The sequence below is a fragment of the Mongoliibacter ruber genome, from assembly GCF_003003005.1.
GTDB classification, from domain to species: Bacteria; Bacteroidota; Bacteroidia; order Cytophagales; family Cyclobacteriaceae; genus Mongoliibacter; species Mongoliibacter ruber.
The window spans coordinates 108,346-122,741 of sequence record NZ_PVTR01000009.1; the positions used below are offsets into that span (position 1 = coordinate 108,346).

Here is a 14,396-nt window from a genome sequence, read left to right on the forward strand (position 1 = left end):
ATATTAGAAAAATTATATATAAGATTTATACCTTTCGAAAATTACAAATTAATTTTAATGGCAAAAACTTTTGTTTTCAAATTTGGAGGAGCATCTATCAAAGATGCAGATTCTATCAGAAACTTATCTAAAATTTTGCACAATCGATTGCGAAATCATACTGTAATTGTGGTTTCGGCTATGGGAAAAACTACTAATGCTTTAGAACTTATCTTAAGTAAAAAACTTAATAACGAGGAATATTCTTCAAATATTACAATTTTAAAAGACCATCATCTTCAAATTTGTTCTGATTTATTTGAACCCAAGCACGCCATTTTTCCAGCAATTGAAAATATGTTTTTAAAACTATCCCGTACATTGGACGGAGCATTACACAAGGACAATTATGATGAAGTCTACGACAGCGTTATAAGCTTTGGGGAAATTATTGCTTCCCGTATAGTGCAGGAGTTTTTGTGTGAACAAGGGCAATACTGCCTTTGGGAAGATGCAAGGGAATTGATTATTACCAATGATGATTTCCGGTTTGCATTAGTAGATTGGGAAAAATCAAAAGCGAATATCAAGAAGTATTTATTGCCAAAGCTATTGCAGTTTCCTGTTCTTACCCAGGGTTTCATTGCCCGAAGCATTACCGGAAAAACTACCACACTAGGTAGGGAAGGTTCTGACTATTCAGCTGCAATCTTAGCCACAGCTTTGAAGTCAAGCTCTGTGACAATCTGGAAGGATGTACCCGGAGTGCTCAATGCTGATCCAAAGCGGTTTGAAAACACCGTCAAGTTTGAAGAGCTGGATTACAAAGAAGCAGCTGAACTCACTTACTACGGAGCTTCTGTCATTCACCCTAAGACCATCAAGCCCCTTGCAAATCACTCAATACCTCTCTTTGTCAAATCCTTCTTGGACCCTGCGCAAAGTGGCACAAAAATCCACCATGTAAAAGAGGTGAACAAAACACCCTGCTTGGTGGTGAAAGATGAACAAGTATTGGTGAGTTTTAAAGTGACTGATTTTACTTTTATCAATGAATCACACATTCATGAGGTATATGCAGAGCTGGAAAAATTAAAACTCAGGGTCAACCTGCTTCAAACCTCCGCCATAAGTATTTCCATTGTCATAGACAAGCAGCTTTTCAAACTGGAAAAACTGGTTGGGAAGCTTGATTCAAAATATGAAATCAAATACAATGAAGGTTTGCAGCTCCTCACTATCAAAAACCCATCCCAGAAACTAATTGAAGATTGCATCAATGGACAGAATGTACTTTTGGAACAAATTACCAGGGTTACCTTTCAAGCAGTTTTAACCCCATTATCCTAAAAGTCTTTGCACAGTCTTTTGAATACCGGGCAAGTAGCTTTTTCCAAATAAAAGTAAATGAACCAAAAGCGGGTAAAGATTATAGACTGACTCTCTTTCTTCAAAACCAGGCTCGAGAGGGAAAAGGGTATTATATGCTTCGTAAAACTCGCCATCAAAACCTCCAAACAACCTGGAAAAAGCCAAGTCCATTTCTCTATGCCCATAGTATACAGCGGGGTCAATCAATGCGGGATTTCCGTCTTTTCCCTTTATAATATTTCCTGACCACAGGTCTCCATGCAATAGAGCTGGTTTTTCATTTGGAAAAATCGATTCCAAAAGAGGATATATTAGCTGGAATTTCTTGTAAAAACCCAGAGGAATCAAGCCTTCATAGTATGCTTTGCCCATCATGGGCTCAAGCCTGTTTTCTACAAAAAAATCCGCCCATGAAGTTTGGGGATTGTTTGATTGTGTCAATGAGGCAATGTAATTGTCTTCATGAAAGCCAAAAGCAGGCTGCGTTACCATATGTAGTTGTGCCAGACCAAGACCAAGCTCTTTCCAATAGGAAACATTTGGCTTGCCAGATTGAATCCAATCCATCAAAAGAAAACTCTGCTCCCCAATCCTTCCGGATCCATGCACCAAAGGAACTTCCAGAGGTGTATTTTCTCGCAAAACCTTTAGCCCCATGGCTTCTTTATCAAAAATATCTTTTTCGGTTTCAAAATTTGTTTTCAAAAAAAATCGTCCTTCTGATGTCTCCAACAAAACACCTTGATTGATATTGCCGGCAGCTATCAGTGTGGCTTGTTGAATAGGTATATTTTTACCCAAACTTAAAAAAATCGCTTTTTCAAAAAATTCAGAATTATCAAACATAAACCTGATGCTCCAATTTAAGGTGCTCAAGAAAATGGTTTAGAGAATCATCCAAAATATTGTAAACATTTTCAAAGCCATCCTGTCCTCCATAATAAGGATCCGGTACATCCAAATTGGTTGTGTTTGGTTGAAACTCCCGAATCAGATAAACATTTTGATGCTTTAGTGAATTCTTAAGAATCAGTTGTTCGATATTGTCCATATTAGACTGATCCATGGCAATTATATAATCAAACTCTCTCAAATCAACCCTATTCAACTGCCTCGCTCGATGGCTTATTGGAATCTTGTGTTTTTGAGCACAGGTTATGGTTCTTTCATCTGGCAGCTCCCCGATGTGGTAATCAGAAGTTCCACAACTGTCACATTTTATTTTATAATCTAATGCTACACTCTTGAGCTTGTGATTGAATATGGCCTCAGCAAGTGGGGACCTACAAATATTTCCAAGGCATACGAATAACACTTTAATCATGAGGATATTAATGGTTGTGGGTGATCGTCATCAATGCTACAATTTAAATAAAATTTATCCAGAATACTTTCTTGAAAGAAAAACTTATACTCGATTTTTGAAAAAATTACACACATAACACATTGATAATTAGATTTTTGAAAAATTTATTAAACATTAAAACTATTTATTCAAAATTTTAAACTGTTTCAATTCCTTTTCGCAATCGATTTCGAAATAATATTCTAAATTTTGTTTGCTAAGACAAAAGTCAAGAGTTACCTTTGTGCAACAATTATCAAATAAGAATTATTCTTATTTAACAATATATGACAACCGAATTCATCAAAAATAAGATTACCGACAGTGGATTAAAGTTTACCCATCAAAGATGGGTGATCTATGACGCACTGCATCAGGCAGACAGTCATCCGACTGCTGATCAGGTTTTTGAGGATATAAAATCGGCCAATCCCAGTATCTCTCTAGGAACAGTCTACAAGACCTTGGACAGTTTTGTGCAAACCGGACTGATCCAAAAATTCATGGATCAAAACGGGGTTATGCGCTTTGATGCGATTATCGATGCCCATAGTCATTTGTATTGCAAAGAAACTCACGAAATCAAGGATTTCAGAAATGAAGAATTGGAAAAAATAATCCACAATTTCATTTCAGGTCACAAACTTAAAGACTTTGAAGTAGAAGAAGTTTCTATTGTATTTAAAGGAAGAAAAAAGTAACAATATTATAAAACTAATAAACAAAATAAATTATGTCACTAGTAGGTAAAAAAGCACCTTTATTTTCAGTTCCGGCTGTTATCAATGGCGAAGAGATCGTAGAAGGTTTCTCTTTAGAGCAATATATCGGCAACAAAGAAGTAGTATTCTTCTTTTATCCAAAAGATTTCACTTTTGTATGTCCAACTGAAATTCTTGCATTCCAAGAAAAACTAGCTGAATTCGAAAAAAGAGGAGTCGCTGTAGTTGGCGCTTCTACGGATACAGAAGAAACTCACTTGGCGTGGTTGATGACTCCAAAAGCAAACGGTGGTATCGAAGGAGTTACCTATCCTCTTGTAGCTGATTCTTCAAAGACTGTTGCACACAATTTCGGTGTATTGGCAGGTGAGTGGAACTACGATGAAGAAGGTAATTTAACTTTCGAAGGAGCACCAGTTGCATACAGAGGAACTTTCCTTATTGATAAAGCAGGTGTGGTAAGACAAGAAACTATCAATGATCTTCCATTAGGCAGAAACATTGACGAAATGATCAGATTGGTAGATGCTTTGCACCACGTTGAAAAATACGGTGAAGTATGTCCTGCTAACTGGGAAGAAGGTAAAGAAGCTATGTCAGCAACCAGAGAAGGTGTAGCTGAATACTTGAGCAAAAACTAATACTTCTTATAAAGAGTGTTAAAGTCCTGGAACTAAGTTTCAGGACTTTTTTTGTTTCCGATAAAGTTAAATAAGCCTAACTTTGCCTCAAAATACAGCTTAGAAATGACAGGTAGTATCAAAATTTCCTCCAAGAAAAAAATCGCTGTAATTACTATGGCAAGGAATGACGATTTTTTCCTCACAAAGTGGATTGAATATTACGGCAGAGAACTGGATGAAGAAAACCTGTACATCTATTTGGATGGCGAAGACCAGCCTGTGCCTAAAAATGCAGGAAAATCGAATATTATTCATGTAGAAAGAGTTGCCGAACACGTTGTGAAAGCTGAAAAAAGGAGACTTAACTTTTTGTCTGACAGAGCAAAAGAGCTACTAAATAAATATGACATCATCATTGGCGTGGATGCAGATGAATTTTTACTAGTAGATCCAAAATGCAATAAATCATTAGCACAGTATTTAAGCGAAGTCTCCATATCGCCTTCCATTTCGGGACTGGGAATGGATGTAGGACAAGATATGGAACTGGAGAAAACTTTGGATAAATCCGGATCATTTTTGGAACAAAGATCTTATGCCCTATTATCTTCTCGATACACCAAACCATCTGTGATTTCAAAACCTGTAAATTGGGGATCTGGTTTTCATAGGGTCAAAGGACACAACTTTAAAATAGATCCAAACTTATACCTTTTCCATTTTGGATCCGTAGATTACAAAATGATTCAAGATCGATTTCTTGATAAGGATCGCATGTCAACAGGAAGGGAAGGCCATATCAAAAAAAGAGCTAAAACGATAGATATAATAACGAAGGCAAATCCCAAAACCAACGAAAACTGGCTTCGCATAGCTAGAAAAATTCAAAGTTATGCAAGGCCCATTTGGGCATGGAACAAACCAACGATGCTTAAATTAAAACTTGTAGTAGAAATACCTGACAGGTTTAAAGGAATTGTCTAACAAAATGGGGATAACAAATACTAATATACCAATCGATGCCGTAATCACTTGGGTGAATGGTGAAGACCCAGCACATCAAAAAAAAATAGAAAAAGCTCTAGGAGGTACATCTAGAAAACATGTCCCCGGTGCAGAAAAAACAAGATTTGGAAATGCCAATGAACTTCTATATTGTGTATTATCAATTTTGAAGTTTGCTCCATTTATCCGTAAGATTTACATTGTTACAGACAATCAAAACCCAAATATTGATTCTTACATAAAGGAGTATTTCCCACAGAAACTCCCTGATTTAAGGATCGTTGATCATAAGGAGATTTTTAGAGATCATCTCGAGTTTCTTCCAACATTCAATAGCCGCGCTATTGAAGCATTGCTATGGAAAATTGAAGGCATTTCAGATAATTTTATTTTCCTTAGCGATGATATGTTTATTGTAAAGCCTTTAGTACCTGAAAATCTTTTTATCAAGGGAAAACCGGTAATTCGAGGAAAATGGCTGTTGAGACCCGTTTTAAGAAACTTATGGAATGGACTTAGGCAATTTTATCATCATGACATAATCAAAAACAAAACATTTCAACCTAAGCCATCTTTCCATGTTGGCCAATGGAATGCTGCAAAAGTAACGGGATTCAAATGGAAATATTTTTTTTCAAGTCATACTCCACATACCGTAAACGGTCAAAATGCGTCCTCCTTTTTTCAAAAAAAACCCGGAATTCTAATTGATCAGATCAAATACAAATTCAGGCATAATTCACAATTCAATTGCGCTGCTTTATATTATCATTTGGAAATAAACGAGGGGAATAAAAACTTTTCCGAACCTTCCTTTATATACCTTCACCCTTATGGCAGGAATAAAAATTACATAGATAAAAAATTAAAAAGCTGTGAAAAGAACCCTTCAATACTTTTTATGAATGTTCAGAGTCTGGAACTATGTAGTATTGAACAACAAAAGAAAATCACTGGTTGGTTAGAAAAAACCCTAGAGCTATAAAGCAACCCACTATGAAAGGAAGAGTAATCAAATCCACAGGAAGCTGGTATGTGGTCCAGACAGAAGATGGCATCAAAAATGCCCGGTTGAGGGGGAAGTTTAAGCAAGAAGATCTCAAGCTGACCAATCCTATTGCTGTAGGTGACCAAGTGCTTTTGGAAAACGAAGGTGACCATGAGTCCACTGTGATAGCTGACATCCTCCCCCGAGAAAATTACATCATCAGAAAGTCAACAAGAAAAGCCCACCATTCCCATATCATTGCTTCTAATATTGATCAGGCATTTTTGATTGTTACACTTCGAAGCCCTAGGACTTCTCTTGGGTTTATAGACAGATTTTTGGTAAGTACTGAAAGCTTTAGGATCCCCGCTTCAATCATCGTCAACAAAATGGACTTGGAATACAAAGAGAAAGACCTCGATTTCCTTCAAGATATCCATGATATTTATGAAACTTTGGGTTACCCTGTTTTTGAGATTTCCGCTTTGGAGGACAACAGTTTTGAATACGAACTTTCTGATCTACTACAAGGCAAAACAACCCTTCTCTCTGGTCATTCCGGGGTAGGCAAATCTACCCTTCTCAACAAATTAATCCCTTCAGCTAGGCAAACCACCAAAGAGATTTCAAAATTCAGTTCAAAAGGGGTACATACCACCACTTTTGCGGAAATGTTTGAACTGGAGAATGGTGGCTACTTGATTGATACTCCGGGAATCAAGGAATTTGGTATTTTGGATATAGATGATTACGAGCTTTCCCATTACTTTGTGGAAATGAGGAAATACCTTGGTCAATGTAAGTACAACAACTGCAAGCATCTCAACGAGCCTGGCTGCGTCATTTTGGACAAACTCGAAGAAGGATATATCCATCCCTACCGATACGAAAGCTATGTCAATATCCTTCATGAGGAAGACGATCACAGATAGATCAGGAACTTTGCAGACACTTGTTTTGAATCCAAGCCCAATTAACTTAATTTTCAGACACTAAAACCAGAATTATCATATCCAGATGAGCAGCCTAAAAACCTTGGTCCTAGATCAAAAAAAAATCAAGCAGAAAATCACCCGAATGGCATTCGAAATCTATGAAAGAAATGCTTCTGAAGACAATATAGTCTTCGCAGGTATTACTGGAATGGGCCATTTACTTGCTGGTTTTTTGGCCGAATCACTGGAAAACATCTCTGATATTCAAACCACAGTGCTTGAGATCAACTTAGACAAAAAGGATGTTTTCAGAGGAGAAGTTCAGCTCTCCGAAAAAACAGACCTTACTGACAGATGTGTCATCATCGTGGATGATGTACTCAATACCGGCAAGACTTTGGTATATGCCCTTAAGCCCTTTTTAGATATCCCGATCAAAAAAATGGAAGTGGCAGTCTTGGTCAACAGAAGTCATAAATTATTTCCGGTCACCCCTGATTACACTGGCCTTGAATTGGCTACCACTCTCAATGAGCACATTACCGTAGATTTATCTCCGGAAACCCAAACCGTCCACCTTCACTGATACAAAATGTCTGTACACCAATCATCCAATATCAAAAGAATCACCACCCACATTCTTCAGGAAATGAAAAATCGCGGGGAAAAAATCTCCATGCTTACTGCCTATGATTTTTCCATGGCAGGAATTGTGGACTCCGCGGGTATTGATATCATCTTGGTTGGAGATTCTGCATCCAATGTAATGGCTGGGCACGAAACCACCCTTCCTATCACCTTGGATCAGATGATATACCATGCTACTTCGGTAGTCAGGGCAGTGAAGCGAGCATTTGTAGTGGTCGATATTCCATTTGGTTCTTACCAAGGCAATTCGTCAGAGGCTTTACGTTCGGCTATCCGCATCATGAAAGAATCAGGTGCTCATGCTGTCAAAGTAGAAGGTGGTTCAGAAATCAAAGAATCAGTAGCAAGAATCCTAAGTGCAGGCGTTCCGGTAATGGGCCACTTGGGACTTACCCCACAATCCATCTACAAATTCGGAACCTATACCGTAAGGGCAAAAGAGGAAGAAGAAGCAAATAAACTGGTAGAAGACGCAAAGCTTTTGGAAGAGTGTGGCTGCTTTGCCATTATTCTGGAAAAAATCCCTGCATCCTTGGCCAAGAAAGTAGCTGAGACAGTAACGATCCCTGTTATTGGAATTGGTGCAGGAGGTCAAGTAGATGGGCAAGTTCTTGTAGTCCACGACATGTTGGGTATCAATCAGGAGTTCAAACCTAGATTTTTGAGACAATATGCCAACCTTCAGGAAGTCATGACCGGGGCAGTTCAGAATTATATTGCTGATGTCAAAAACAAGTCATTCCCGAATGAAAATGAGAGCTATTGATTAGCTCCATTTTGGGTCGTCAGTTTTAAAGCATTAATTATTGGGATTGAGGTGTTTATTTTTATATGCAATTGTTTATTTTTAGACAACAAACCCCGATAAATGAGGAAATTACTGTTTTCACACTTTCTTTTCTTATTTGTTTTATCCATTAGCTCTGGTCAGGATTTGGCCACAGTTCTTGATAGCGCCATAAACAGCAAATCAGATTATGAGGCTTATTTTTCCAAAGCCAAAAGCCTGATCAAATCAGAGGATGACAAGATTCAATACCTAAATGCTAAGCATAGCTTTTTTAGCCGTCTGCATGACAGGGATTCCATGATGGCCTTGGAAAGGGAACTGATTCCATTGCTTGAGTCCGGCAACGATAAACAAGGATTAATCAAAGTCTACAAGCGAATAGGCTACTATTATGAAGTAGCAGGGCTATATGATCAAGGTATAAAACACTATCTCGATGCACTTGATTTTGCAGAAAAAATTGGAAATCCTGAAATTTTGAGTGAGATCAATAAGTCTCTATCTCAAATTCACAGGCTATTTCATGACTATGAAAAAGCAGTAGAATTTGGAAAAAAGGCCTACCAAGTAGCCCAAAGTAAGGACAATCAATACTTGATTTCCCAAACAAATGCTTTGAATATCATTGGAGCTGCATACAGTGAAATGAACCTCCCTGATAGCGCAATCTTCTATTACGAAAAAATACTGGAACTCACCCCTTTTCTGGACTCAATGACCATAGGGCCTACTATTGTAAATACCGGATATGCTTATTTGCTGAAAGGAGATATTGAGCAATCTAGATTATATAACAACTTGGGCCTTGATTTTTACAAGAAAACAAATAATGATTATGCCAAAAGTGTGGTGTATATCAACGCAGGCATGACTGAAAACTCAGCTCAAAATTATAAAGAGGCATTGGCACTGCTGGATTCCGGACTCTACTATTCGCAAAAGTCCAAATATGCCGAAATGTATAAATGGATTTATGACGAACAATTCAAAATCTACAATGCTATTGGAAATTACCCGGAAGCCATCAATAGTTTGGTAAAACTGATTGACATCAAAGATTCCTTGTTTGAAGCAGACCGGGTCAAGGTAGCCAAAGACTTGGAAACCAAATACCGCACTGCCCTCAAGGATAGAGAAATCATTGAAAAAGAAACGGAATTGAAGGCAAACCAAGCCCGTTTCAATTGGATCATATTTTTTGTTTTGCTTCTCGTGGTGATCATTGGACTCTTGATAGTTATCCATTTTTTGAATCAGAACAGATTCCAAAAGAAACAGGAATTGCTGGAAAAGGAAAAGGAAATCCAAATACGTGAAGCGGCCATCCGTGCTGCACTTTCTTCCCAAGAGGAAGAGAAAAAACGATTTGCCAAAGACCTCCATGATGGCTTCGGACAATTGATCACTGCATTGAGATTGAATATTTCAGGATTAAATGATGATAAGAATCTTGAAGAGAAAATGGCGCTATTTGAGCATTCGGAAAATATCCTCGGAGAAATGCACAAAGAAATAAGGCAGATCGCTTTTGATATGATGCCCGAAACTTTGGTGCAGCATGGACTCATGCCTGCACTCAGGGAATTTGCCCAACGGTTGAACTCCAGTAAAAAAGTCATGGTGGGTGTTCAGTCCTTTGATTTCGACGGAAGGCTTATTGAAATTCAGGAAATCTCTCTTTACCGGATCATTCAGGAATGGTGTAACAATATCCTCAAATATAGTGGTGCTGACCGAATCGATATCCAATTGGTCAATGATGAAGATGAACTCAGGTTGACCATAGAAGACAATGGTAAAGGGTTTGATGCAGTCCTTTTGGAAGAAAGCAAAGGGCATGGTTGGAAAAATATCAATTCAAGAGTGAAATTAATCAAAGGAGCTTTGGAAGTAGATTCCAATCCTTCGGCTAAGGGGACTACTTTGATACTTGCATTCAAGCCTCAAATAAAAATACTGGAACCTAAAGTATTGGAAAAATGAAAGTATTGTTGGTGGATGATCATGCTATTCTTTTGGATGGGATAAAAAGCTTGTTGTCTCAGGAAGCATCGATAGATGTCATAGGAGAAGCCAATTCAGCAGAACAAGCCCTAGAGTTATTAAAAACCAAGGCTGTGGATCTACTCATTACGGATTTTAACCTTCCCGGAATGGATGGCCTTAGCTTGGTCAGGTTGGTAAAAAAAATAAGCCCAAACATCAAGATCATAGTGCTGAGTATGCATGATGAAACCCATTTGGTGAAAGAAATTTTAAGAGAGGGGGTAGAAGGGTACGTACTGAAAAATGACTCTCACATCGAGTTAAAACTGGCCATTGAATATGTGAGGGAAGGTAAAATCTACCTCAGCAATAATATAAACAGAATCATCATCAACAGTCTGAATTTCCCGGATGAAGACAGGCTTTTGACAGATAGAGAAAGAGAAATCCTCAAGTTAATCGCAAAAGAATATTCCAACAAAGATATCGCAGAGCAATTGTTTATTTCCGAGAGAACAGTGGAAACCCACCGGAAAAATATATTCCGAAAGACTAAAACTGGAACTTTGGTAGGTTTGATCAAATTTGCCTATGCAAACAACCTGATATAAAAAATTGCCGGGAAGAATCTCCCCGGCCTAAAAAATGATCGGATTATTTACCCCCCTTGGCTCCGATTGCCAGTGTTTTTGCAAATTCCTGGCTGTACTTTCTAAACAAATGCCTGCTCGCATCCATGTACGCTTCTTTACTCATTTCCACGATGATAGGATCAAAATCAACATCCACTTTTCTTTTTAATGAAAAAAGTTGAGTGAATAAGGATTCACTTTTTTTCTTGTCCGTGTACAAATTGGCTTCATAAGGAATGTCAGAAACAAAATCCTCTTTTAAGGATACAGGTGCCGCTGGCATAGAACCGGATTTATCCACAATGCCCATATTGTTGTTTTTGATCTTCATTACAGGATAAACATTGTAACTGGCATCAGTGGAAGTGCTATTGTCAGAAGAGGTTACTTTGTAATAACCCACATTTGAAGTGGATACCCGCATTCTGCTTTTAAAATCCACATCCAACTCAACATTCGAAAAGTCAATGTCAAGATTTTGCATCAATATCACAGAATTGGATTCTTGCATGAGATTCTTGAGGTTTTTAATCAGGCCAATACCCATTGAAACTGACCTCAAATCTCCATTGTACATCATGATACCACCTTCAGGCAAAAACATCACCTTCCCATCCCCAACTTCTACTTCGGCTGTTTTGCCTTTAGTTTTTTCGGTTTTATTGCCAAACCTTTCTTTGATAGGAGCATAGGAATTGAATTTAACAAGCTCACCTAATGGCGTCACTTTGAATCCTGCATTCTCAATTTCTTCCTCTAGTATTTTTTGAAAATCGTTGGTTAGGCTCTGAAAATCTTCAGGACCCATATCCACACTAAGTATAGTCGTCACTTTTGCAGCACCGGATTTTCGTACATAATTTTTATTGGTACCGACTGTGGCCAAGTTGTTTCTGACATTACTCAACTTGCTTTCTTGCTGGATTTTGACTGTTTCAATAAAGGTCTCAAAGCCAACACTCAATTGAGGGACAATAAAACCTTCAGCTCCCTTAATGTTTCTATTTTGGGAACCTTTAGTCCCTATGCCTTCAAATAAGTCTTGAGCAGAAACATTTAGGCTGACCATTATGCCGACTAGGCAAACTATTACTGTTTTCTTCATGATTGAGAATTTTGGGGGTTAAAAAGACATGAATAAATTCACATAGTAAAAGTCCCCAAATCAACCTTTTCAAAAAATACCCTTCTAATTGTATTTCCGTATACCCACCAGTACGGATAACCCTTAAAAAATCAAGGCCTGACAATCAGTTTTCTGGTGATTTTTCTCCCTGTATCCGTTGTGAAATCCAAGATATACACCCCAGGATTCAGCAGTGGAAATTGAAAAGTATTACTTCTATTGGCAGGTATTTCCAGACCTTCGGCAATGACCTGCCCTAAGGTATTGACCACACGAAGATCTAACCGCTGTGTGCTGAGCACTGAAAAAGTGCCGGATGAAGGATTTGGGAAAACTTTGAGCAAGAGCTCTTCTCCTGGTATTTGTGGTGTGAGTTCATTTTTAAGAAACTCCAATCCTCCTCCAGATGAGCCTAACAGCAAATCCCGTGAATTGTCAAATGGTCTTGGGATACTGCTGATGGAAGTAATCCGCCCTAACCTGCTCGGCAAAAAGTCTAGTGACGCTGACCCTCTGAGTTGCACAGTTTCCCTTTGATTTTGGTTCATAAAGTCATTGATATAGGTCAGCACTCCCCTTTGATCGACTGCATACAAAGAAGTTGTACCTTCTTGAACGATATGGATATTCAGGTTTCTATTGGCCGGATTATCAGAAAAACCCAAAAACTGCCGCTCCACCAATTCGAGCGAATTGAAATTATCCCTTGACTTATACAACACCAACTCACCTGTTTGTCTGGCCAACAATAGGTGATCTGTACCTTCGTAATTAAAAAGAGCTATTTGATCCAAAGGCGATGACTGAAGATTCGGGATTACTACCTCTCTTTTCTCAACAAAGTCAGCGCTTGAGCTTATATATATTTTTCTGGTCAAGGCAAAGTTGACAGTGTCAGTACCCACCAACCAATAATAGCGATTGCCCGCTGCATTTTGGTATTCGAAATACTGCAAGTCGAGCAAATCAAAGGATGATAGTCCTAAGTAATCTTCGTCCAGCAGGGTCCATACATCTTCCGTGACACTAAACCTGACCGCTTTGCCCACTACTTTTCCATTGAAAAATGAGTTGGCGGTCATGATCAATTCTCCATCACTGGCAAATCCTTTGAAGAATGGACGGGAATTCTCCCCTAAATCAAGTAGCTGATCTTGCAGAAAAGAACTAAATCCATTTCCTTCTCCTTTGAAAATATTGTTGCCATAATCAGCTTGAAATGTTGCTGCTGTGCCCGAAGCCAATGAACTCACCAGCAGGTTATTTTTCCACAAATACGCTGCATGGAAAATCGGGAATTCCGGGAGCCTTCCAAAACCAGGGAGCTCCAATAGAAATTCATCAAAAACAGGATTTGAGTTGGCGCCTTTATTGGGCAAAAAGTATAAAGTATTGCATTCGTCTTGCCCCATCAGTAAATCCTTCACACCATCTCCATCAAAGTCTGCATAAAGTAGAGAATGCCCCCCTGCATGTTCAATTCTCCCTTGAGGCAATTCTTCCTCCACCATTCCAATGGGCATTCCAGAACAGGTTATCCCAAAACTGAAAATCCCACAATCGCAGAATTCAAAACCTCCCCACCTTGCTTCCGGAAAGGCAAAACCATCGATATCAGGCATACCCTTCCGCTCCATACTGGTGTTTCGAAAAAACTCAACATAGTCACCTGAAGCAAAATTGAAGGTCAAAATATCCAAATCACCATCTCCATCAATATCAATAAATAGCGGTGTATCCAAATTATTGGCTGTAACATTACTACCGTTGTCCAAGCGTAGGAAATTCTGGGCAACCTCCCATTGAGGAATAGCTGAACCGGCAGGGGTTATATTTTTGTAGGCCTTTATTCCAAATGGACTGGAGGTGAAAAGGTCTTTTCGGCCATCTCCATCAAAATCCGCCAATACCAAAAAGCCATTGACATCGGAGGGGAAATAAAGTCCCATTCCAGGCAGAAAGTTAAATTGCTCCCCGTCAAAAGCAAAAACCAGAATCCTGCGGGAATTGATATCCCAGACCACCAACTCATCCTTCCCATCTCCATTGGTATCCATTTCCTGAAATTGGGCCGCATTGATGCCAGGGGTAAAGGGCATAGATACTTGCCCCTCTGAGGTAGATACAGGTATAGACTGATCAAAAGTGAAATTTTGCTGCCCAAATGACAAAAGACTAAAAAACAAAAATGAAACTGAAACTAAATACCTCATCAATGCGCTTTCCTGTATGAACCTAAAATTAAA

General features: G+C 38.6%; 14 protein-coding genes. 10 read left to right on the forward strand and 4 right to left on the reverse strand.

Annotation, left to right across the window (positions count from 1 at the left end; genetic code table 11):
• The first annotated feature begins 57 nt into the window (after nucleotides 1-57).
• Nucleotides 58-1,329 (forward strand): aspartate kinase, encoded by a 1,272-nt coding sequence (locus CLW00_RS15375; RefSeq protein WP_106134583.1) that lies wholly within the window; start codon nucleotides 58-60, stop codon nucleotides 1,327-1,329.
• Here CLW00_RS15375 and CLW00_RS15380 read toward each other — a convergent pair.
• Nucleotides 1,321-2,196 (reverse strand): fructosamine kinase family protein, encoded by an 876-nt coding sequence (locus CLW00_RS15380; protein WP_106134584.1) that lies wholly within the window; start codon nucleotides 2,194-2,196, stop codon nucleotides 1,321-1,323. The two genes, CLW00_RS15375 and CLW00_RS15380, sit on opposite strands and share 9 nt — an antisense overlap.
• Nucleotides 2,189-2,674 (reverse strand): low molecular weight protein-tyrosine-phosphatase, encoded by a 486-nt coding sequence (locus tag CLW00_RS15385; protein ID WP_106134585.1) that lies wholly within the window; start codon nucleotides 2,672-2,674, stop codon nucleotides 2,189-2,191. The genes CLW00_RS15380 and CLW00_RS15385 overlap by 8 nt, the downstream gene beginning before the upstream one ends.
• 308 nt (nucleotides 2,675-2,982) lie before the next feature.
• Here CLW00_RS15385 and CLW00_RS15390 point away from each other — a divergent pair, with 308 nt between their 5' ends.
• The 9 genes from CLW00_RS15390 to CLW00_RS15430 all read left to right on the forward strand — a co-directional run bounded on the left by CLW00_RS15390 (nucleotide 2,983) and on the right by CLW00_RS15430 (nucleotide 11,003).
• Nucleotides 2,983-3,396 carry a Fur family transcriptional regulator gene (locus tag CLW00_RS15390; RefSeq protein ID WP_106134586.1) on the forward strand — a complete coding sequence of 138 codons (414 nt, stop codon included), beginning with the start codon at nucleotides 2,983-2,985 and terminating at the stop codon, nucleotides 3,394-3,396.
• 32 nt (nucleotides 3,397-3,428) lie between these two features.
• Nucleotides 3,429-4,058, forward strand: a complete 630-nt coding sequence (locus CLW00_RS15395; protein ID WP_106134587.1) for a peroxiredoxin — start codon at nucleotides 3,429-3,431, stop codon at nucleotides 4,056-4,058.
• 105 nt (nucleotides 4,059-4,163) lie between these two features.
• Nucleotides 4,164-5,024 carry a glycosyltransferase family 2 protein gene (locus tag CLW00_RS15400; protein WP_106134588.1) on the forward strand — a complete coding sequence of 287 codons (861 nt, stop codon included), beginning with the start codon at nucleotides 4,164-4,166 and terminating at the stop codon, nucleotides 5,022-5,024.
• A 4-nt stretch (nucleotides 5,025-5,028) separates the two neighbouring features.
• Entirely contained in the window at nucleotides 5,029-6,030 is a 1,002-nt protein-coding gene (locus tag CLW00_RS15405; protein WP_106134589.1) for a Stealth CR1 domain-containing protein, read from the forward strand.
• Between the two features lie 11 nt (nucleotides 6,031-6,041).
• Nucleotides 6,042-6,965, forward strand: coding sequence for a ribosome small subunit-dependent GTPase A (gene rsgA, locus CLW00_RS15410; protein WP_106134590.1), 924 nt, complete (start codon nucleotides 6,042-6,044; stop codon nucleotides 6,963-6,965).
• A gap of 85 nt (nucleotides 6,966-7,050) precedes the next feature.
• The gene (locus CLW00_RS15415) at nucleotides 7,051-7,554 is read left to right on the forward strand and encodes a phosphoribosyltransferase family protein (protein WP_106134591.1); all 504 of its coding nucleotides are present in this window, start codon (nucleotides 7,051-7,053) and stop codon (nucleotides 7,552-7,554) included.
• Nucleotides 7,555-7,560: 6 nt separating this feature from the next.
• Nucleotides 7,561-8,382, forward strand: a complete 822-nt coding sequence (gene panB / locus CLW00_RS15420; RefSeq protein WP_106134592.1) for a 3-methyl-2-oxobutanoate hydroxymethyltransferase — start codon at nucleotides 7,561-7,563, stop codon at nucleotides 8,380-8,382.
• A 102-nt stretch (nucleotides 8,383-8,484) separates the two neighbouring features.
• Nucleotides 8,485-10,389 carry a tetratricopeptide repeat-containing sensor histidine kinase gene (locus CLW00_RS15425; protein WP_106134593.1) on the forward strand — a complete coding sequence of 635 codons (1,905 nt, stop codon included), beginning with the start codon at nucleotides 8,485-8,487 and terminating at the stop codon, nucleotides 10,387-10,389.
• On the forward strand, nucleotides 10,386-11,003 hold the full coding sequence (locus CLW00_RS15430; protein ID WP_106134594.1) for a response regulator: 618 nt from the start codon (nucleotides 10,386-10,388) through the stop codon (nucleotides 11,001-11,003). The genes CLW00_RS15425 and CLW00_RS15430 overlap by 4 nt, the downstream gene beginning before the upstream one ends.
• 43 nt (nucleotides 11,004-11,046) lie before the next feature.
• On the opposite strand, the gene CLW00_RS15435 is transcribed toward CLW00_RS15430, so the two are convergent.
• Together CLW00_RS15435 and CLW00_RS15440 are read right to left on the reverse strand one after the other, a co-directional pair.
• Nucleotides 11,047-12,129 carry a hypothetical protein gene (locus CLW00_RS15435; protein ID WP_146131435.1) on the reverse strand — a complete coding sequence of 361 codons (1,083 nt, stop codon included), beginning with the start codon at nucleotides 12,127-12,129 and terminating at the stop codon, nucleotides 11,047-11,049.
• A 131-nt stretch (nucleotides 12,130-12,260) separates the two neighbouring features.
• Nucleotides 12,261-14,363: a T9SS type A sorting domain-containing protein gene (locus CLW00_RS15440; RefSeq protein WP_106134596.1), complete on the reverse strand. Its 2,103-nt coding sequence runs from the start codon at nucleotides 14,361-14,363 to the stop codon at nucleotides 12,261-12,263.
• Nucleotides 14,364-14,396 lie beyond the last annotated feature (33 nt).